Origin of the sequence: Psychrobacter sp. ENNN9_III, from assembly GCF_001462175.1 — a bacterium.
Taxonomy (GTDB): domain Bacteria; phylum Pseudomonadota; class Gammaproteobacteria; order Pseudomonadales; family Moraxellaceae; genus Psychrobacter.
In genome coordinates this window covers 1-20,268 of the sequence record NZ_LNUO01000026.1, presented here as the reverse complement: position 1 = coordinate 20,268, position 20,268 = coordinate 1, and the positions used below count along the sequence as shown (strand labels likewise).

Annotated in this window: 13 protein-coding genes and 1 pseudogene; 12 read left to right on the top strand and 2 right to left on the bottom strand. The window is 41.8% G+C overall.

The window, feature by feature from the left end; all coding sequences use genetic code 11:
- Positions 1-112 precede the first annotated feature (112 nt).
- Positions 113-1,722, bottom strand: a pseudogene (locus PENNN9_RS02155) (carboxyl transferase domain-containing protein).
- A 138-nt stretch (positions 1,723-1,860) separates the two neighbouring features.
- Complete coding sequence (locus PENNN9_RS02150) at positions 1,861-3,618, bottom strand: AMP-binding protein (RefSeq protein ID WP_058368120.1); 1,758 nt, start codon at positions 3,616-3,618, stop codon at positions 1,861-1,863.
- A gap of 360 nt (positions 3,619-3,978) precedes the next feature.
- Here PENNN9_RS02150 and PENNN9_RS02145 point away from each other — a divergent pair, with 360 nt between their 5' ends.
- From PENNN9_RS02145 to rpsA, 12 genes are all read left to right on the top strand, one after another.
- The gene (locus tag PENNN9_RS02145) at positions 3,979-5,424 is read left to right on the top strand and encodes a glyceraldehyde-3-phosphate dehydrogenase (protein ID WP_058368119.1); all 1,446 of its coding nucleotides are present in this window, start codon (positions 3,979-3,981) and stop codon (positions 5,422-5,424) included.
- Between the two features lie 418 nt (positions 5,425-5,842).
- Positions 5,843-7,051, top strand: a complete 1,209-nt coding sequence (cgtA, locus tag PENNN9_RS02140) for an Obg family GTPase CgtA (protein ID WP_058368118.1) — start codon at positions 5,843-5,845, stop codon at positions 7,049-7,051.
- A gap of 162 nt (positions 7,052-7,213) precedes the next feature.
- Positions 7,214-8,386: a glutamate 5-kinase gene (gene proB / locus PENNN9_RS02135; RefSeq protein WP_058368117.1), complete on the top strand. Its 1,173-nt coding sequence runs from the start codon at positions 7,214-7,216 to the stop codon at positions 8,384-8,386.
- Between the two features lie 304 nt (positions 8,387-8,690).
- Positions 8,691-9,827, top strand: coding sequence for a uroporphyrinogen decarboxylase (gene hemE / locus PENNN9_RS02130; protein WP_058368116.1), 1,137 nt, complete (start codon positions 8,691-8,693; stop codon positions 9,825-9,827).
- 118 nt (positions 9,828-9,945) lie between these two features.
- Positions 9,946-11,013 (top strand): N-acetyl-gamma-glutamyl-phosphate reductase, encoded by a 1,068-nt coding sequence (argC, locus tag PENNN9_RS02125; RefSeq protein ID WP_058368115.1) that lies wholly within the window; start codon positions 9,946-9,948, stop codon positions 11,011-11,013.
- A 155-nt stretch (positions 11,014-11,168) separates the two neighbouring features.
- Positions 11,169-12,056: a hypothetical protein gene (locus PENNN9_RS02120; protein ID WP_058368114.1), complete on the top strand. Its 888-nt coding sequence runs from the start codon at positions 11,169-11,171 to the stop codon at positions 12,054-12,056.
- Positions 12,057-12,262: 206 nt separating this feature from the next.
- Entirely contained in the window at positions 12,263-12,613 is a 351-nt protein-coding gene (locus PENNN9_RS02115) for an ATP-dependent Clp protease adaptor ClpS (RefSeq protein ID WP_082637955.1), read from the top strand.
- A gap of 597 nt (positions 12,614-13,210) precedes the next feature.
- A complete protein-coding gene (gene clpA / locus PENNN9_RS02110) occupies positions 13,211-15,784 on the top strand; it encodes an ATP-dependent Clp protease ATP-binding subunit ClpA (RefSeq protein WP_058368112.1) in 2,574 nt (857 codons plus the stop codon).
- A 181-nt stretch (positions 15,785-15,965) separates the two neighbouring features.
- Complete coding sequence (locus tag PENNN9_RS02105) at positions 15,966-16,748, top strand: uracil-DNA glycosylase (RefSeq protein ID WP_058368111.1); 783 nt, start codon at positions 15,966-15,968, stop codon at positions 16,746-16,748.
- 27 nt (positions 16,749-16,775) lie between these two features.
- Positions 16,776-17,309: a tRNA adenosine(34) deaminase TadA gene (gene tadA / locus PENNN9_RS02100; RefSeq protein ID WP_058368129.1), complete on the top strand. Its 534-nt coding sequence runs from the start codon at positions 16,776-16,778 to the stop codon at positions 17,307-17,309.
- Between the two features lie 181 nt (positions 17,310-17,490).
- On the top strand, positions 17,491-18,261 hold the full coding sequence (gene cmk, locus PENNN9_RS02095) for a (d)CMP kinase (RefSeq protein WP_058368110.1): 771 nt from the start codon (positions 17,491-17,493) through the stop codon (positions 18,259-18,261).
- Between the two features lie 271 nt (positions 18,262-18,532).
- The gene (gene rpsA, locus PENNN9_RS02090) at positions 18,533-20,221 is read left to right on the top strand and encodes a 30S ribosomal protein S1 (RefSeq protein ID WP_058368109.1); all 1,689 of its coding nucleotides are present in this window, start codon (positions 18,533-18,535) and stop codon (positions 20,219-20,221) included.
- The last annotated feature ends 47 nt before the right edge of the window (positions 20,222-20,268 follow it).

Here is a 20,268-nt window from a genome sequence, read left to right as displayed (position 1 = left end):
TAAAACGTAACCCGCCATTTTGCATGATGACTATTTAATGTTGTGACTATTTAATATTGGTGGGTTACGCTTACGCTAACCCACCCTACTATCTTTTCAAGTCGCTACCAATCTACATTCTAAAGACACCATAAGTCGTCTCTTCAATCGGCGCATTGTAGGCAGTACTCAATCCTAACGCCAGCACATTACGAGTATCGGCAGGATCGATGACGCCATCATCCCACAGGCGCGCGGTGGCATAATACGGATGGCCTTGCTCTTCGTACATATCAAGAATCGGTGCTTTAAAGGCAGCCTCATCTTCCGCACTCCACTCTTCGCCTTTACGGTCAAAATTGTCACGCTTGACGGTAGCCAGTACCGAGGCCGCTTGCTCACCGCCCATGACTGAGATACGCGCATTTGGCCACATCCATAAGAAGCGTGGACTATAAGCACGGCCACACATGCCGTAGTTACCGGCACCGAATGAACCACCGACAATGACGGTAAATTTTGGCACTTTTGCGTTGGCCACTGCCATCACCATCTTGGCGCCATGACGGGCAATACCTTCGTTTTCATATTTACGACCAACCATAAAGCCGGTGATGTTTTGCAGGAATATCAATGGGATTTTACGTTTGCAGCACAGCTCGATAAAGTGCGTGCCTTTTGTGCCGACTCACTAAACAAGATGCCGTTGTTGGCGATGATGCCAACTGGCATACCTTCAATATGAGCAAAACCACAAACCAGTGTGGTACCAAAGCGCGCTTTAAACTCATCAAAGGCACTGTCATCGACAATACGAGCGATGATTTCCTTGATATCAAAGGGTTTACGCTTATCGGTGGGGATGATGCCATACAGCTCTTTGGCATCGTAGCGCGGTGGTCGCGGCTTGATTTGATTGGGGATTTGCTTGGCAGGACGGTTAAGATGACTGACGATATCACGCGCAATCGACAACGCATGCGTGTCGCTTTGTGCCAAATGATCGACGACTCCTGACAGACGGGTATGCACATCACCGCCGCCCAAATCTTCAGCCGTGACCTCTTCGCCCGTAGCTGCTTTTACCAGCGGCGGACCACCCAAAAAGATGGTGCCTTGCTCTTTGACGATGATTGACTCATCACTCATCGCTGGTACATAAGCACCGCCTGCCGTACAGCTACCCATAACCACAGCAATCTGCGGAATACCCGCTGCACTCATATTGGCCTGATTAAAAAAGATGCGTCCGAAGTGCTCTTTATCTGGGAACACGTCATCTTGGTTGGGTAAGTTTGCGCCGCCTGAATCCACCAAATATACACAAGGCAAGTTGTTTTCTTGGGCGATTTCTTGTGCGCGCAAGTGCTTTTTGACCGTCATTGGGTAGTAAGTGCCGCCTTTTACCGTGGCATCATTACAAACGATCATACACTCAGTGCCGTTAATACGGCCGATACCAGCAATCACGCCAGCAGCTGGAATATCTTCGCCATACATGTCGTGCGCGGCCATCGGAGCCACTTCTAAAAATGGCGTACCCACATCAAGCAAACGCTCGACACGATCACGTGGCAGCAGTTTGCCACGCGCTAAATGCTTGGTGCGCGCGCGCTCTGAGCCGCCCTGAGCGACTTTACGCAAGTGCACATATAAGTCATCGACTATCTCTTGCATGGCGGCACGGTTTTGCTGAAAGTCGCTGGCGTTTGGACTCAGTTTACTGGTTATGATAGTGCTCATGATATCCCTTTTCTTTGATGCGTAAATGCGAGTAGCTTTTTTATGCAAACTATTCTAACTGCTATTTATATTAAGCGTTACTCACATGATTAATCCGTGATGTTTAAAACCTAAATGTTTCAGACCTAAGCAGCAAGTTTACTGTAGGCCTAGCTCATCTTTCATCATTTCAACGATTTTATACTTTTGAATTTTGCCTGTAATGGTCATCGGGTACTCTTCGACGAAACGATAGTAAGCGGGTATTTTATAGTGAGCAATGTTATTACGGCAAAACTCCTTAACCTCTTCTTCGGTTAAGCAATCAGGCTCTTTAGGAATAATCCATGCCGCTAATACTTCACCATACTTAGCGTCAGGTATGCCAACGATTTGCACATCGCGAATCTTGGGATGGCGATAAAGATAGTTCTCAATCTCTACTGGGTAGATATTCTCGCCACCGCGAATGACCATGTCTTTGCTACGACCGACCACTTTGACATACCCATCTTCATCCATGGTTGCCAAATCCCCGGTATGCATCCAATTATCTTGAATGGACGCGCGTGTTTTGAAGCGATCACCCCAATAGCCTTTCATCACCGAATAGCCACGCGTGAGTAGCTCGCCTTTTTCTCCTAGCGGTACAGTCTCGCCCGTTTCTGTATCGATAATTTTGACTTCAAGCGCTGGCTGCACCAGTCCGACAGTGGAAACCTGCTTTTCAAGCGGTGTGTGCTTGTTGGTCTGACAAGACACTGGACTGGTCTCAGTCATGCCATAAGCAATAGTGACCTCGCTCATATGCATCTTATCAATGACGCGGCGCATGACTTCAATCGGACAACTAGAGCCTGCCATAATACCAGTGCGCAAAGTGGACAAATCGTACTGGTCAAAGTCCGGATGATCAAGCATCGCGATAAACATCGTTGGCACCCCATGCAAACCAGTACATTTTTCTTCCTCGACCGCTTGCAGGACACTTAATGGCTCAAAACCATCATTGGGATACACGATACAACCGCCATGCGTCAAGATGGCTAAATTACCAAGTACCATACCAAAACAGTGATAAAGTGGCACAGGAATACACAATATGTCTTCTTCAGTGAGATTCATCGCCTCACCGATAAAATAGCCGTTGTTTAAGATATTACGGTGAGTTAAGGTCGCACCTTTTGGCGTGCCGGTCGTACCACTGGTAAATTGAACATTGATAGCGTCAGTGTTTTTGAGTTGTGCTTGCCGTTCAGCAACGCGTGGGTCGTTAGGGTCACCCTCGCTCATCCAGTCAGAGAACCTTTGCATATAACTAAAGGTTTCATCATTACCTGGCTCATCAATCCAAATGATACGCTCAATCGTCGGTATTTCGACCAAATCCAGCTGATTGTAAGTTTTATGATAAATCTCCGGACACAGCTCACGCACCATTTGCGTATAATCGCTGGTCTTGAAGTGACGCATTAACACCAATGCCGAGCAACCAAGTTTATTCAAGGCATACTGCAACTCAAAGGTACGATAGGCAGGATTGATATTGACGAGAATAACGCCGACTTTAGCGGTCGCTAATTGCATGAGTAACCACTCGCTATTGTTATGAGACCAGATACCGACGCGATCACCAATCTCAAGCCCCATCTCTATAATAGCGCTTGCCAGTTGATTGACCTTTTGTTGCAGCTGTTTATAAGTCCAGCGAATGTTTTGATGACGGGAGACTAGCGCCATGCGCTCTGGATATTTATGGACAATAGCGTCAAAGAAATCACCGATGGTCGCTTCAATGAGTGGCACATCGGGGCCTTTGTCATAGCTTTCACTAAGGGGCGCGTTGGCAGATTTTGCGCCCATATTGACACTAGGAATGTTAGCTAAGATAGTATCGAAATCAATATTTTGAGTCATAACGAGTCCTTTCGTTTTACTTTTTTATTCTATATAAAAACAGCATATAAGCTGATCTTCATCAACCTCCTCAGTTGTCTTTTTGCCATCTATAACCATAGATTCTGTCAAAAACAATACATGATTGATATCAAACGTTAGTAATAACGGTTATCACTAGCAAAATCAGGCATTTTGAGCTAAAATATACCCCAATTAAAACCTATGACAAATACCGTCATACAGCTTACAAACCTACTATAGAACACAATCTTTAATAGTTGAATATCAATCTTCAACGTAGCGTTTCATTCAGTTTACAAGTTTTTATTACTTATATAGTCTTCTATATCTTACAAACACATTTTACTGACCATAAGGATGTTCCTCGTGAGCCAAGCTAATACCTTACGCCAATTACATCAAGATCGTCTAAATAGTTATAACGATCAAGAACAACAAGCTATTGAGTTAATTGGACTGTTAAACAAACTCTATAACGAAAAAGACGTGCAAGTTACTTTGTTCGGCGAGACACTTGATACAACTTCAGTTGGTCAAGTGCTAGCGCTGCATCAAAAAGCAGCTACTCGTGAGCAGAATGGTAAACCTATTGCTATTGCTGATACTCTAGAGATGGTTAAAGAATTGGCTTCTAGTAGTGAGGTTCAATCAGCACGTGTTGATGTCGGTCAACTGATCGCCAATGACACTGATTTGCAAGCGGCTTTACAAGAAGCTGGTGATGATAAATCTGCACAAAACGGTACTACGGACGTTGTGTTGTACGGCTTTGGACGTATTGGGCGAATTTTGACGCGTTTATTACTGTCGCAAGCATCTAGCAAAAAGGGTTTACAACTAAAAGCGATCGTAGTACGTCCAGCTGCTGCAGGCGATCTTGCCAAGCGTGCGTCGTTACTTGAGCGTGATTCAATTCATGGTAGCTTTACGGGCGGCGTAAGCGTTGATGACGATAACAATGGTATGGTTATCAATGGGCGTTTTGTACAAGTGATTTATGCCAATGACCCAAGTGAGATTGATTACACAGCCTACGGTATCGATAATGCGTTAGTGATTGATAATACAGGTATCTGGAAGGATGAGTCGGGCTTAGGTAAGCATTTACAGTCGCAAGGCGTAAATAAGGTGTTATTGACTGCGCCTGCGGGCGGAGATATCAAAAACGTCGTTTATGGTGTCAATAACGACACTGTTGGTGAGGACACTATCGTTAGTGCTGCAAGTTGTACAACCAATGCTATTACGCCAACGTTAAAAGTATTAAACGATGAATATGGTATTGAAAACGGTCATGTTGAAACGATTCATTCTTTTACTAACGATCAAAATTTAATTGATAACTATCATAAGTCTGATCGTCGTGGTCGTAGTGCAGTACTAAACATGGTGATTACTAGCACAGGCGCTGCTAAAGCGGTTGGCAAAGCACTACCAGAGCTGAGTGGTAAACTGACAGGTAATGCTATCCGTGTACCTACCCCTAATGTCAGTTTGGCGATTTTGAACTTAAATTTAAAACAAGCGCCACAAGGTGCAGATGCATTAAATGATTTCTTGCGTAAGATGGCTAACAGCAATACTTGGCAATCGCAAATCTCTTATACCGATTCGACAGAAGCTGTATCAACTGATTTTGTTGGTACTAAGCATGTCGGTATCGTTGATGCGCAAGCGACTATTGTCACCGACAATCATGCAACGGTCTACATTTGGTACGACAATGAAGTAGGTTATAGCACGCAAGTATTACGTTTGGCGACGCAGATGGGCGGTATTAGCTATACTCAAATTCCTGCATAAGACCTATATGAAGATGTGCTTTCATTAAGCTAATTTGTTTGATACAGCTTATGAGTACATTTTAAGCGGTTTAGTATGTTTGCAATATACAATAACACCCGATACTCCATTTGGTTATCGGGTGTTGTTGTTTGATAACATCCATAACGGTTCTACTGGTATAATGATTGTAATAGTTATAAAAAACTTTTAATACCTTTATAATACGATCACGAAAGTGCTATTACTCAGCACTTGGTTTGAATCTATAGCCTGCTTGCTTTATGGTAAGCATATTTTACGAGTACTTAACTTATAACAGTTGGTTTAGTAATTGAATAATAAGTAGCTGATAGTAGACTGGTTAAGTACAACGATATCTTTAAGCACACATATAAAATCAGTCGATGACTGTAATCTGGAAAGTAAGGAACGTAAGATGCGATTTATTGATGAAGCCGTCGTAACGGTAAAGGCAGGTGACGGTGGTAACGGAATCGCCAGTTTCCGCCGAGAAAAGTACGTACCACGCGGTGGCCCTGATGGCGGTGATGGAGGTAGCGGTGGTGATGTTTACGTTATCGCTGATGATAATACAAATACTCTAGTCGACTATCGTTATACGCGTCGCTATGACGCCAAGCGTGGTGAGAATGGTCATAGTAAAAACTGCGCTGGTAAAGGCTCCGATGACGTATTCTTGCCAGTACCTATTGGTACTACTATTATTGATACCGAGACAGACGAAGTACTAGGCGACTTGGTTGAGATTGACCAAAAAATATTGGTTGCCAAGGGTGGAGATGGAGGACTTGGCAATACTCACTTTAAAAGCTCTACCAACCAAGCGCCGCGTAAAGCCACCTCAGGCTTTGAAGGTGAGTTAAAGGTACTCAAGTTTGAGTTAAAAGTAGTGGCGGATGTAGGTCTGGTAGGATTGCCTAATGCTGGTAAATCTACTTTCATTCGTCAAGTTTCTGCTGCCAAACCTAAAGTTGCAGACTATCCATTTACGACGCTCGTTCCTAATTTGGGTGTAGTAGATATTGGTCGTCACCGCTCATTCGTGATGGCTGATATTCCAGGTCTCATTGAAGGTGCGTCTGAAGGTGCTGGACTGGGTATTCGCTTTTTAAAGCATGTTGCTCGTACGCGTCGTCTATTACACTTGGTTGATGTAAAGCCAGTTGATGGTAGTGATCCAGTAGAGAATGCTCGTGTCATTTTAAATGAGCTGGAGCGCTTTTCACCTGAATTGGCTAATTTGCCTCAAATTTTAGTGTTAAATAAAATTGATCAAGTGGCTGAAGAAGACTTAAATGAGTTATGTACGCATATCGTAGCAGAGCTTGGCTGGACAGGTATTGTGTTTCGCACATCCACTTTGACAGGCGATGGTGTTGATGCTGTCAAATATCATTTAATGAATGAAATTGAGCGTGAGCGCGAGCGTGAAATAGAAGATCCTATTTTTGCTGACGCGCAAAAAGAGCGTTTTGAGCGTTTAGAAGAAGAAGTACGTTTAAATACAGAGGCGCAGCGTGAAGCTTACCGTGCGGCTCGCAAAGCTGAGCGTGAAGGTGCCAATCTTGTAGACGATGACGACTTAGATGACGATGACGGTGTAGAAGTAGTCTATACCTCTTAGAGTGTATTAGCAGAAGATAACGGTAGTGTTTACTGTTATTCTCTGCTAACGTTTATACAAATTTGATGTCATTATTTATGAGACTATATTAAATCTTTATACGACGAAATAGATCATCTATTATTATTTTTAAATCAACACCCACAATTTACAGGAGTTTTTATGGCAGGTGACATAGACCAAACGACCGAAGAAGCAAGGTTTATCAAACAAAATCGTAATTTTGATATTCAGCGCGTTGTTGTCAAGATTGGCTCATCGTTATTAACTAATAATGGACGAGGGCTGGATCGAACTGCTATTTATGAGTGGGCCAAACAGATTGCTAAATTGCACAAGCAGGGCGTTGAAGTACTATTAGTGTCGTCAGGCGCAGTTGCCGAAGGCGTGGTACGAATGAACCTTGATGAGCGTCCAAAAAAACTGGCCGCATTACAGGCTTGTGCTTCTATTGGTCAGATGGGTCTGATTGAAACGTGGTGGTCAGCACTGATTCAACACGGAATACAAAGCTCTCAGCTATTATTAACTCACGATGACTTGTCTAATCGTAGTCGTTATTTGAATACCACTGGCGCACTGACGCAGTTACTAGAGTGGAATGTGCTTCCAGTCATCAACGAGAATGATACCATCACGATTGATGAGATTAAGTTTGGTGATAATGATACCTTGGGTGCGATGTCAGCAGCTATGATTAATGCTGACTTATATATTATTTTGACAGATCAACAAGGTGTGTTTACCGACAACCCACGTGACAACCCTAATGCTAAAATGATACGTCAAGAGCGTGCGATGGCTGACTATCTTTTTGACATCGCAGGTGACGGTGGTAAGCTTGGTCGCGGCGGTATGCTAACCAAGATTCGTGCTGGTCGCCTTGCAGCAATGGGTGGTTGCCCAACTGTGATCGTTAGCGGTGCTATTGATAATGTCATCACTCGCGTAGTGTCTGGCGAAGCTGTCGGTACACTATTGACAACCAACGATGCTGATAAAATTATTGCACGCAAGCAGTGGTTAGCAGCGCACTTACGCATGTCAGGTACTTTAATCGTTGATGCGGGTGCTGCTAAAGCTTTGGTAGAGAATAATAGAAGCTTATTACCAGTTGGGGTTGTAGAAGTACGCGGTGACTTTGATGAAGGAGATGTAGTAGAAATTGTTCATCAAGATACAGGTGAGCGTTTAGCGGTAGGGCAGATGAACTTTTCTTCTAATGATGCGCGCCGAGTAGCTCGAGAGCGTACGGAACAATTTGACAGAATCCTTGGTAATAAGGAAGAACGCGTAGTCATGGTGCATCGTGATAATTTAGCATTGTCTATGTGATACCATTTATTAAAGACAGCGAGTCTGCGGTAGCATAAGTAATGGATACATAGCGGGTCTATGAATAGTACTGACTATTGGTTAATATTACTCAAATAAGTAGTCGTAAGTATCATTAATTTCTTAAAACTAATGCCATAATAGATTCTTTCTTTATGGCATTAACTATATGTATGTTTCAATCTATATATATACGCTTTGACCAAACTATAATTAGTTGTTAGCTAATAGACACTTCTTAATTTTTTATTTTTAACCATGATAATTACAATAACGAATATTGTACTCTTTTGGAGACTTATGCATGAGTGCCTTAAATAATACGAATACAGCCCAACAAGAATTTGCCCCTCTAAAAAATGATAGGCTAATACGGGCACTGCGTTTTGAGCCTATTGATACCACACCTGTTTGGATGATGCGTCAAGCTGGTCGTTACCTACCAGAGTATAAGTCAACGCGTGCAGAAGCTGGAGATTTTATGAGCTTGTGCAGAGATACTGACCGAGCGACGGAAGTCACCTTGCAACCGCTGCGCCGTTATGATTTGGACGCTGCTATTTTGTTTAGTGATATCCTAACCATTCCAGATGCAATGGGTTTGGGCTTATATTTTGAGACTGGAGAAGGGCCAAAATTTAAACATCCTATTCGTAATCAAGCAGATCTTGATAGATTGCCAAAGCTTGATGTCAACGACTCTCTTGATTATGTTATGCGCGCTGTGACGAGCATTCGTAAAGCCTTGAACGGACAAGTGCCATTATTTGGTTTTTCTGGTAGCCCATGGACGCTTGCTACTTATATGATTGAAGGTGGCAGCTCAAAAGATTATCGCTATACAAAAGGGTTTTTATACAGCAATCCTGACTTTTTACATCAGTTATTAGACAAGTTAGCAGTTTCTGTGATTGACTATTTAGATGCGCAAGTTGTAGCTGGAGCGCAAATTTTACAGATATTCGACAGCTGGGGCGGAGCGCTTGGTCATCGTCAGTTTATTGATTTTTCTCATCAATATAACAAGCGCATTGTGGCAGAGCTCAAAATACGCCATCCCAACATTCCCGTGATTTTATTCACTAAAGGCGGTGGTCTCTGGCTTAATATTCAAGCTGATAGTGAAGCTGATGCCTTAGGATTGGATTGGACGATGCCGCTCGATCGCGCGCGTCAAGTTTTAACTGAAAGCCAGCGTCATCTTACTAAGAAGCATAAAAAGCTCCAAGGTAGTAAAGCAATTCAAGGTAACTTGGATCCAGCTACTTTATATGGTTCACCAGAAACTATTCAGGCAGAAGTAAAAATGATGCTTGATGGTGCTTATGCTAGTGGAGATAAAACAGGCTACGTAGCAAACCTTGGACATGGTATTACTCAGTGGGTCAACCCAGATCGGGCAAAAGTGTTTATCGATGCTGTACATGATTATCAGATTTAAGCATTGATATATTTGAGTAGTAAATAACGCAAGTTTTAACCAAGCGCCAGTATTGTTAGATAAATAATTTACAAATGTATGCAGTGCATTTAACGACTATTAAGTAAAAGGACACCTTATGATTTCAGCAGCTATTGTCGGTGGTACCGGTTATACAGGCATTGAGCTTATTCGCTTATTATCAGCACATCCTAAGGTGTCTATTGATCTATTGACTTCAAGAAGTGAAGCTGGGACGCGCGCTGATGAGATATTCCCAAGCTTACGTGGCATATCAGACTTAGTCTTTAGTGATTTGGGCGATGAGACGCTATCTGCTTTACAAAAATGCGATGTGGTATTTTTTGCTACGCCGCACGGAGTCGCTATGAAACAAGCCGCAGCATTGACTCAAGCAGGCGTGAAGGTAATCGATTTGGCGGCTGATTTTCGCTTACAGTCATTGGCAGATTTTGAACACTGGTATCAGCAGACGCATGCTTGTCCTGAGCTACTAAAAACAGCAGTATATGGGCTCCCTGAGCTAAACCGTGACAAGCTTGCAGAAGCTTCTATTGTAGGTAATCCTGGTTGTTATCCAACTACGGCTATTCTAGGTTTGAAACCAATTATTGATAGGCAAAATAAACAAGCAGCGCGTTTGATTGAGTCGCGTATCGTTATTGATGCCAAGTCTGGCGTCTCTGGTGCGGGCCGTCAAGCGAGTCTTGCGCTTAATTATGCTGAAACGACGGATAATTTTAAAGCTTATGGCATCGGTGGCCATCGTCATTTACCTGAGATTGAGCAGGGTATTGAGCAGCTATTAGACAGTCAATACTCACAGCAGGTACGTTTTTTACCACATTTAGTACCTATGATTCGCGGTATGTTTAGCTCTATTCATATGGCGCTCACAGAGGCAGGCACTGGTATCGACTGGCAGCAGGAGTTTGAAACCAGCTATGTAAATGAACCATTCATTGATGTCCTGCCACATGGTATCTATCCTGATACACGTAGTGTACGTGCGAGTAATCGTTTGCGTATCGCAATAGAACAAAATAATGAACGTGGCGAGTTGACCGTCTTGGTAGTACAAGACAATCTTGTCAAAGGGGCGGCAGGACAAGCAGTGCAAAATATGAATGTAATGTTCGCGCTTGATGAAACATTAGGGTTGAATCTGGCCCCAATTGTACCCTAATGCTTGCTAAGTAGAAGAGATGCCTATATAGAATGTAGTGCTGACTTATCACAGAAGCTTTACTATTAAGTCATTACACTTACAGCGCCATGCTAGGTATTGACTTTAAATTCCGTTATAATATCTCGCCTTTACTATTAAGAGATCTTATTCAGATGCGTGTTAAGAATGCCTCCCGCTTGCGCTATCAGCCAGCTCAACCAGTGTGTCACGCGTCTGCATTTGTACATCGTCAGCCTGCAACTAATGCGTCGTTGCAGCCATTATCAAATAGGGATTATCGTATAAAATATAATCAGCGTATTGGCAATAGTCAACGAGGTGCATCGACATGGCTGCTAGCGTTATTTGTGGTAGCGATACTGGTGACGGCGATAATAGCCATATTACTTGGGCATAAGCTTGGCTATCAACGTGGTTATTATGCGCTAAAGACAGAAACTGAGCAGGCTACGATCAATAGTAAAGAAGCTACTAATGAGCTCAAAGACTTACGCATTAGTCATAAGGTGCTGACCAATCAAGTAGCCACAGCCAAGCAAGAGCTGACCATCAGTTTGGCAAATTTGGATGATCTGCGGCAAAAGCAGGCAGCCTTGAAGACTGATAACAGACAAATCTCACAGTTGAACGATTTGTACGCAGAGGTTATCGCTGAACAAGGAGGTATGCCATTACAGGTATTGGGTGCTAAGATTGAGCCATTACCCGAAAATGCTTTTGAGTATGGTTTTGATGTAGGGATGCTTAGCGAGGATGGCCTTGCTAAAAGCTTACAGGTGACGTTAACGCTACAGAACAAAGATGACTTTGTAGAAGTTCCATTAGACCCTGCTCGTTATGTTATTGAGGGCATCGTTCGTATTCGTGGTCGATTTGTGATGCCTAGTGGGTTCAAACCTTTACAAGTTAAGCTTAGTTTAGAAGCAGGCGACGAACAAGTCGAACAACTGTATGACTGGAAGCTTGGTGATATGGTAGATAGTATGCCTTTATCATTAATGGACCTACCAGAGGTTGATCAAAGTCCTATTGAGCCATAAATACCGTGAATATGATGGTTTTTACCACGTCATCATAATTTTGAACAGGCTATACACAGAACTTATATCAATTAATACTGTTTTAAAAAGTTATTAATTTACTATTTATTTTTTATCAAATTTTTATTGAAACTATTATTATTATGACCATAAAACAAGTAATAGCATATTCTAAACCTACGGTAGCTGACTGGCATTTTCCTAATATGCCGGCTGTTCATCGTGCTCAAGATGATGACACAGACAACGAAACAACGCCTCAGGCGGATGTGTTAGTTGCAGAACCTGAAGTAGCAAAGCCACCTATGTATGCTGTGGTTATGTATAACGACAACTATACGCCAATGGAGTTTGTCGTGTACATTTTGCAGTCAGAGTTTCGCCATAATATCGACTCAGCAGTTGAAATTATGCTGACTATTCATAACAGTAGTAAGGGTATTGCTGGGATTTATCCTAAAGATATCGCTGAAACTAAAGCTAAGAAGGTAAATAGTCTGGCTCATCGTGAGGGCTACCCATTACTGACTCAGATTGAACCCCATCAAGGTGAATAGGGTAATCCGTCCTATTCACTTATAGACTGGCTTATCGGCCAATATTGCACCTACCTCCATACCCAATTTACTTCTCTTTATCTTTATCTTGATTTTAGTCAAACATAACCTTATATAAGTATTAACTCTAAAAATCATCGCTTTATTTAAATACATCATTTTACATCACTTATAGTTATCATAATCCATTCACATATTGGCTTAGTTCTTTAAAGTACTGAGATTTTTTTGTCTGCTAGTTTTTACATAAAACCTTAAGCTTAAATTAAATATGCCTTTTACCGAAATCAACTTGTAACGTGCTTTCATTCAGAACGATAGGATTATATAGGGAAGCAGTGTTTTTCTGAATTTAATGACCTGTAGCAACCATACTCTTTGATACATTTTAGTACGTGTTAATAGATTGACTATATATAACGATCGTGTTGTGATAAAGGTGAGTAAGAGCGAAGCTGAATACGTTCATAATCGTATCGTAGCCGTTACCTTTTAATAACCGTTGTGTTTTGACCTTGAACAATCCTTTTGCTGCCCTGATTTACCAGTTAAGCTATTAAATTATTATAAAGAGTTGTATAACCGTAGGAATTTCTTATGTTAAGTCGTCATCTTGAAGTCTCTTTGCGTTTAGCAATGACGCTTGCGCGCCAAAAGTCGCATGAGTATCTCACTGTTGAACATCTGTTATTAGCGCTTCTTGAGAATACTCATGCTGCTAATACCTTAACTGCTTGCAATGCCAATGTCTCAAATCTATGTACGGAGCTTGAAGCTTATATTGATAAGCATACGCCAACGATAGATGTGGACATGGAGCAATCACCACAGCCTACTCAAAGCTTTGATCGTATTTTGCAGCGTGCTATTTTCCATGTGCAATCAATCGGTGGTGGTCGGTTGGTTGAAGGCTCAGATATTTTGGTATCTATGTTCTCTGAGCATGATACATATGCGGTCTATTTGCTCAAAAAGCAAGGAATTAGCCGCTTAGAGCTTACTCAATATCTATCGCATGGACAAGATAAGGATGAGCCGTCTGAACCGCGTGCTTCTATTAGTGGAGAACGCCGTAGCGCCTCAGAAAAAACCAGTAAAGACCCATTGGTAGAGTTTGCAAGTAATCTGAATCAGCGTGCTGCAGAAGGTAAAACCGACCCATTGATAGGTCGCGGTCCTGAGATTGAGCGTACTGCACAAGTGCTGTGTCGTCGTCGCAAAAATAATCCGTTATTGGTTGGTGAGCCAGGCGTTGGTAAAACTTCTATTGCTGAAGGTTTAGCATGGCTGATTATCAATGATAAAGCCCCAAAACCGTTAAATGGCTGTGTAATCTATAGTCTTGATATTGGCGCGTTGATAGCAGGTACTAAGTATCGCGGTGATTTTGAAAAACGTATGAAGTCACTACTTGATGCTCTTAAGAAAAAACCCAATGCGATTTTATTTATTGACGAGATTCATATGATTATTGGCGCAGGTTCGTCAATGAGTAGCAATATGGATGTGTCAAACTTGATCAAACCAGCATTGGCAAATGGTGAGTTACGTTGTGTTGGCTCGACTACCTTTACTGAATATCGTCAAGTGTTCGAAAAAGATCATGCCTTATCGCGCCGTTTCCAAAAGATCGATGTAAAAGAGCCAAGTGTGGAAGATAGCATTGATATTTTACGCGGTCTTAAACCACGTTATGAAGAGTTTCACAATGTTGAGTATACTGACGAAGCGTTAGTGACAGCTGTAGAGCTATCTTCTAAGCATATTCATGAGCGTTTTTTACCAGATAAGGCAATTGATGTTATCGATGAAGCTGGTGCATATAAGCGTTTAGGAATTATTCCTGATACAGATGATATCAACGCAGAAAACAGTCTGATTGCAGATCTAGAAAAAGATGTCAGCAAAAAAGACTACGACGGGATCAATACAGGAAAATCTGATATTGATAACGAGATGCAAGATGAAGCGGCAACTGCTAAGGCAGATGATCAGTCGAAGACTATAGATGACTTGCAGACGATCAATAATCAAAAGCCATCGATAAAAATTGATGTCGCTGATATTGAAGCTATTATTGCTAAGCTTGCACGTATTCCACCCAAGTCAGTTTCCAGTGATGATAAGAGTATTCTTGAGCATTTAGATCGTGATCTCAAGCATTTAGTGTTTGGACAAGATGAGGCTATTGCTACGCTTGCTGATGCCATTAAGCTGTCGCGAGCAGGACTAAAAGCACCAGAAAAACCGATTGGTTCATTTATGTTTGCAGGGCCTACAGGGGTTGGTAAGACAGAAGTATCACGCCAGTTAGCAAGTCTATTAGGTGTAGAGTTAGTACGCTTTGATATGTCAGAGTATATGGAGGCGCATACAGCCTCACGTCTGATAGGGGCGCCGCCAGGTTATGTCGGTTATGATCAAGGCGGTCTGCTTACTGAAAAAATCAATCAGCATCCGCATTGTGTATTGTTGTTTGATGAGATTGAAAAAGCGCATCCTGATGTTTTTAACTTACTCTTACAAGTTATGGATCATGGCACATTGACTGATAATAATGGCCGTGTGGCTAGCTTTAAACAAGTTATTATCATCATGACGACCAATGTGGGGGCAGATAGTATCAGCCGCTCATCGATGGGCTTTACTCAGCAAGATCATAGTCGTGACAATACTGAGGCGCTAAAAAGAGTCTTTACGCCTGAATTCCGTAACCGTTTAGATGCGATTATTCAATTCAATCCATTGGATACTTCAGTAGTCATCTCAGTTGTCGATAAGTTCTTGGTAGAGCTACAAGTGCAACTTGATGATAAACAGGTTACTTTAGAGATTGATGATGAAGTACGAGATTATCTGGCTGACAAAGGTTACGATCGTCTAATGGGTGCGCGTCCTATGCAGCGGTTGATACAAGATGAGATCAAAAAGCCATTAGCAAATATGATCTTATTCGGAGATTTAGTGAATGGCGGAGTAGTGCACATATCTTTAGAGCCAGAACATAATGATGAGTCGGATAATGCTTCTGGGCATGTTTCACTTAATAAAGATGAGACTACGTCAAGTACTAGTATGCAAAGTGATAAAGGTTCAGCAGATAGCCGCATTGTTTTGACTGTGGTTGAAACCCATGAACCCCATTCAGACTCTGAGTCATTAGCAAGCTAATCATGTCACTCTTTGAACAAAAACGGTTACTTCGGTAGCCGTTTTTTTTATGATATTGCTATACTTTATAACAAAGTTGGCATAACATTTTGCTAATATGATAAAGTGGGCATAACATTTTGCTAATATGATAAGTGGATACTTTTTAAACTAATTAATAATAAATAGTAAAGGACTTATTATGGAGTTGTTCCATGAGCAGACAACAAAAAACCCCAGAACAAAAAACAGGTTGTTCCATGAGCAGACAACAAAAACCCCAGAACAAAAACAGGCGATTTTAGACAACGTACGTTTGCCCGAGGACTGGAAAACAGCATTAGCAGATGAATTAACCTCTGAGAATATGGACAATCTACGGGCTTTTTTAAAAGAATCTTACCAGTCAAACGATAGCATTTACCCGCCAGCGCAACTGATGTTTAATGCCTTTAATCTGACGCCCTTGTCACAAGTGAAAGTCGTTATCTTGGGTCAAGACCCTTACCATCGTCCAGGGCAGGCAATGGGATTATCATTTTCTGTACCTAAAGCGATTCCAAAGCCTCCTTCATTGAATAACTTGCTTAAAGAAATGGCTGATGATATTGGTACCAAACCCCCTGCACACGGTGATTTGACCTATTGGGCACAACAAGGGGTACTGTTATTAAATAGCTCTTTAACGGTCAAAGAAGGTGAACCAAACAGCCATCAAAATAAAGGTTGGGAGCAGTTTACCGATGCTGTTATTGACGTAGTTAATGAACAAACAGAACACACAGTATTTATATTGTGGGGCAGTAAAGCCCAGAAGAAAGGTAAGTATATCAATACTGACAAGCATCTTATCTTAACCGCTGTTCATCCATCCCCACTTGCTGCCAATCGTGGCGGTTTTTTTGGTTCTAAGCCGTTTTCTAAGACCAATGACTATCTAAAGCAATATGGGAAAACGCCAATTGACTGGCAATTACCACAATAAATGCAAAACACACGAAATATAAAATTAATGCCATATCAATCCTTAAACATTCAAGACAGTACGTTTTGGTCAACCCAAGACGTTAAATGGATGCAAAAAGCTTTAACGCTCGCTCGGCAAGGTGCCGAGAGCGGAGAGGTGCCAGTAGGGGCGATATTGGTACATGATCATCAAATTATTGGTCAAGGGTTTAATGAGCCTATTGGACGCCATGATGCGACAGCGCATGCTGAAATTGTCGCATTAAGAGACGCTTGTACGCGCTTGAAAAATTATCGTTTACCACTTGAGACTACTTTATATGTGACTCTAGAACCTTGCACAATGTGTGTTGGGGCACTGATACACGCACGGGTCGATAGGCTGATATATGCTGCAAGTGAGCCACGCGCTGGTATGGTCGGTAGTCAGATGAATCTGCCTATACAGAGCTTTTATAACCATAATATAGAAACATATAATGGTTTGTGTGACGTACATAGCAGTCAGATACTTAAAAGCTTTTTTCGTGAACGTCGAAAAAATATGAAAAAGCATAAAGATAGTGTTTTTAGTAAATAATATGACTAATAGATAAGATACCAGTCTTGATACTAGTGATAACGTTGTTTGTTTGCTATAATATCGCCCTATTTGATTGCTAACCAAATAATTGGTTTATTAAGCATTTGATAAATAAACTTTAATATCAAGTAAGTACATGAAGCATTGTCTCCATGATATCTGTGATTAAGTGAGTGTTATGACTGTCTCTACACCTGATGACTCTTTACTTAATAGTGAGGATAGTGGCACAACGAGTTTTAAGCGTTATCCTGTCATTTGTATCGATGGGCCAAGTGGTGCAGGTAAGGGTACGGTTACATGGCGTTTAGCACAGACTCTTGATTATCAATTATTAGATTCAGGCGCGTTATATCGTATTGTAGGACTAAAAGCATTTGAAGCTGGATTAATCAGTGCAGACGCCAAACGACCTATTGATGAGATAGAGCTACTGCAATTGACCCAAGGTTTAGATATTGTTTTTGTGCCGAATAATGAGTCAGGACGGGTCGATATTTTGGTTAACGATGAAGCAGTCGGTGAGCAAGTCCGTAACGAAACCGTTGGAGGTTATGCCTCGCAGATAGCTGTATTTCCTAAAGTTCGTCAAGCATTGCTTAAGCTGCAACAAAATATGGCTACTCGTTCAGGTTTAGTTGCTGATGGTCGCGACATGGGTACGGTCGTTTTTCCAGATGCTGATGTTAAGGTGTTTTTGACTGCCAGTGCTGAAGCGCGTGCAGAGCGACGTGTGACTCAATTGATAAATACGGGTCAAGCAGCAGATTTTGAAGCCATTTTGAATACAATCAAAGCCCGTGATGAACGTGACGAGAACCGAACCACAGCACCTTCGAAACCTGCTAAAGATGCATTAGTATTAGATAGCTCAATGTTAGATGCCGATACAGTTTACGAGCTAGTCAAAAAGCAATGCCAAGATAAAGGTATTTATTTTAATAGTTAATAAAAACAACATATTACGAACCAAAAACTTCCCTATAACGATTGAATTTAGTATAAAATTAGAGTAGTCAAAATTAGTAGTGATTAAAGAGATATAAGTATTTTTATCTAAGACAGTTGTTGATAGTAAGCAATACTAGCTAGGAGCTTATTACCAATAAACGTTTTTTTATATGATTGCATGGGATATAAAACCAGTATTTCGTTCTATACAATCATAAATTTGATCCGTACTGTGCTGGACAGGATACGGCTATACAAAGGTAGACATAATGGAATCATTTGCTGAACTATTTGAAGCGAGCATTGAAGAGCAGGGCCTAGATATCGAGCGTGGCTCGGTTATTACAGGTGCTGTTGTGGCCATCGATAGCGATTGGATCACAGTAGATACTGGTCTTAAATCTGAAGGTATCGTCGCTCGTGAAGAGTTTTTAAGCGAAGAAGGCGAACTTGAAGTTGAAGTTGGCGATAGCGTTGATGTCGTAGTTGAAGCGGTTGATAACGGCATGGGTCAAACCTTGCTGTCACGTGAGAAAGCTAAACGTGTTGAAACTTGGAATTTCCTTGAAAAAATCGCTGATAACGATGAAATCGTTAAAGGTATTATCTCAAGCAAAGTTAAAGGCGGTTTCACTGTAGATATCGGTTCAGTACGCGCGTTCTTACCAGGTTCATTGGTAGATGTACGTCCTATCCGTGATACAACGCATCTTGAAGGCAAAGAGCTAGAATTCAAAGTCATCAAACTTGACCAAAAGCGTAACAACGTTGTGGTTAGCCGTCGTGCAGTTATGGAAGCTGAAAACTCAGCTGAGCGCGAAGAGCTATTGAACAAGCTTGAAGAAGGCATCGAGATCGAAGGTATCGTTAAGAACCTTACTGATTACGGCGCGTTCGTTGATCTAGGTGGTATCGATGGTCTATTGCACATCACTGACATGGCATGGCGCCGTATCAAGCATCCATCTGAAGTTGTTGAAGTTGGCCAAGACCTAAAGGTTAAAGTATTGAAGTTTGACCGTGAGCGTAACCGTGTTAGCCTAGGTCTAAAACAGCTTGGTACTGATCCTTGGGATAACGTTGGCGGCACTTACCCAGTCGGTAGTGTGGTTAAAGCACGCGTAACTAACTTGACAGATTATGGTTGCTTCGCTGAAATTTCTGAAGGTATCGAAGGTTTGGTACACGTATCAGAAATGGATCACACTAACAAAAACATTCACCCATCAAAAGTCGTTCAAGTAGGCGATGAGATTGATGTGATGATTCTCGATATTGATGAAGAGCGTCGTCGTATTAGCTTAGGTATCAAGCAAACCCTAGCAAATCCCTGGGAAGAGTTTGATAAGAAACATGAGCGTGGTGATAAAATCACTGGTACTATCAAGTCAATCACTGACTTTGGTATCTTTATCGGTCTAGACGGTGGTATTGACGGTCTTGTTCACTTATCTGATATCTCTTGGAATGAGACTGGTGAAGAAGCTATCCGTAACTACAACAAAGGTGACACCGTAGAAGCAATGGTATTGTCTGTAGATGCAGAAGCAAACCGTATCAGTCTAGGCGTGAAGCAGTTAAGCTCAGATCCATTCAACGAGTACTTAGTTAGTAACGACCGTGGTGCTATCGTCAATGGTAAAGTGAAAGAAGTAGACGCTAAGGGCGCTACTATTGAACTTGCTGACGAAGTTGAAGCTTATCTACGCGCTTCTGAAATCCAACGTGATCGCGTTGAAGATGCAACTAAGCATTTAAGCGTTGGTGATGACGTTGAAGCGAAAATCATCAGTGTAGATCGTAAGACTCGTAACATCAACTTGTCTATCAAAGCGAAAGACGAAGCTGAAGAGCGTCAAGCGATTAAAGATCTAGGTAGCACTAATACAACTGCTGCTCCAGGTTCTGATGCACAACCAAAAACAATTGGTGATTTGATCAAAGAACAGATGCAGTAAGCTTTAAGCTACTAATGTATTCATAGTATGGAAAAAGCGACTTCGGT

What these genes read in the sequence shown, in the direction of transcription:
- PENNN9_RS02150 (WP_058368120.1), bottom strand. Translation starts at nt 3,618, where the DNA reads ATGACTCAAAATATTGATTTCGATACTATCTTAGCTAACATTCCTAGT.
- PENNN9_RS02145 (WP_058368119.1), top strand. Translation starts at nt 3,979, where the DNA reads ATGTTCCTCGTGAGCCAAGCTAATACCTTACGCCAATTACATCAAGAT.
- cgtA (WP_058368118.1), top strand. Translation starts at nt 5,843, where the DNA reads ATGCGATTTATTGATGAAGCCGTCGTAACGGTAAAGGCAGGTGACGGT.
- proB (WP_058368117.1), top strand. Translation starts at nt 7,214, where the DNA reads ATGGCAGGTGACATAGACCAAACGACCGAAGAAGCAAGGTTTATCAAA.
- hemE (WP_058368116.1), top strand. Translation starts at nt 8,691, where the DNA reads ATGAGTGCCTTAAATAATACGAATACAGCCCAACAAGAATTTGCCCCT.
- argC (WP_058368115.1), top strand. Translation starts at nt 9,946, where the DNA reads ATGATTTCAGCAGCTATTGTCGGTGGTACCGGTTATACAGGCATTGAG.
- PENNN9_RS02120 (WP_058368114.1), top strand. Translation starts at nt 11,169, where the DNA reads ATGCGTGTTAAGAATGCCTCCCGCTTGCGCTATCAGCCAGCTCAACCA.
- PENNN9_RS02115 (WP_082637955.1), top strand. Translation starts at nt 12,263, where the DNA reads ATGCCGGCTGTTCATCGTGCTCAAGATGATGACACAGACAACGAAACA.
- clpA (WP_058368112.1), top strand. Translation starts at nt 13,211, where the DNA reads ATGTTAAGTCGTCATCTTGAAGTCTCTTTGCGTTTAGCAATGACGCTT.
- PENNN9_RS02105 (WP_058368111.1), top strand. Translation starts at nt 15,966, where the DNA reads ATGGAGTTGTTCCATGAGCAGACAACAAAAAACCCCAGAACAAAAAAC.
- tadA (WP_058368129.1), top strand. Translation starts at nt 16,776, where the DNA reads ATGCCATATCAATCCTTAAACATTCAAGACAGTACGTTTTGGTCAACC.
- cmk (WP_058368110.1), top strand. Translation starts at nt 17,491, where the DNA reads ATGACTGTCTCTACACCTGATGACTCTTTACTTAATAGTGAGGATAGT.
- rpsA (WP_058368109.1), top strand. Translation starts at nt 18,533, where the DNA reads ATGGAATCATTTGCTGAACTATTTGAAGCGAGCATTGAAGAGCAGGGC.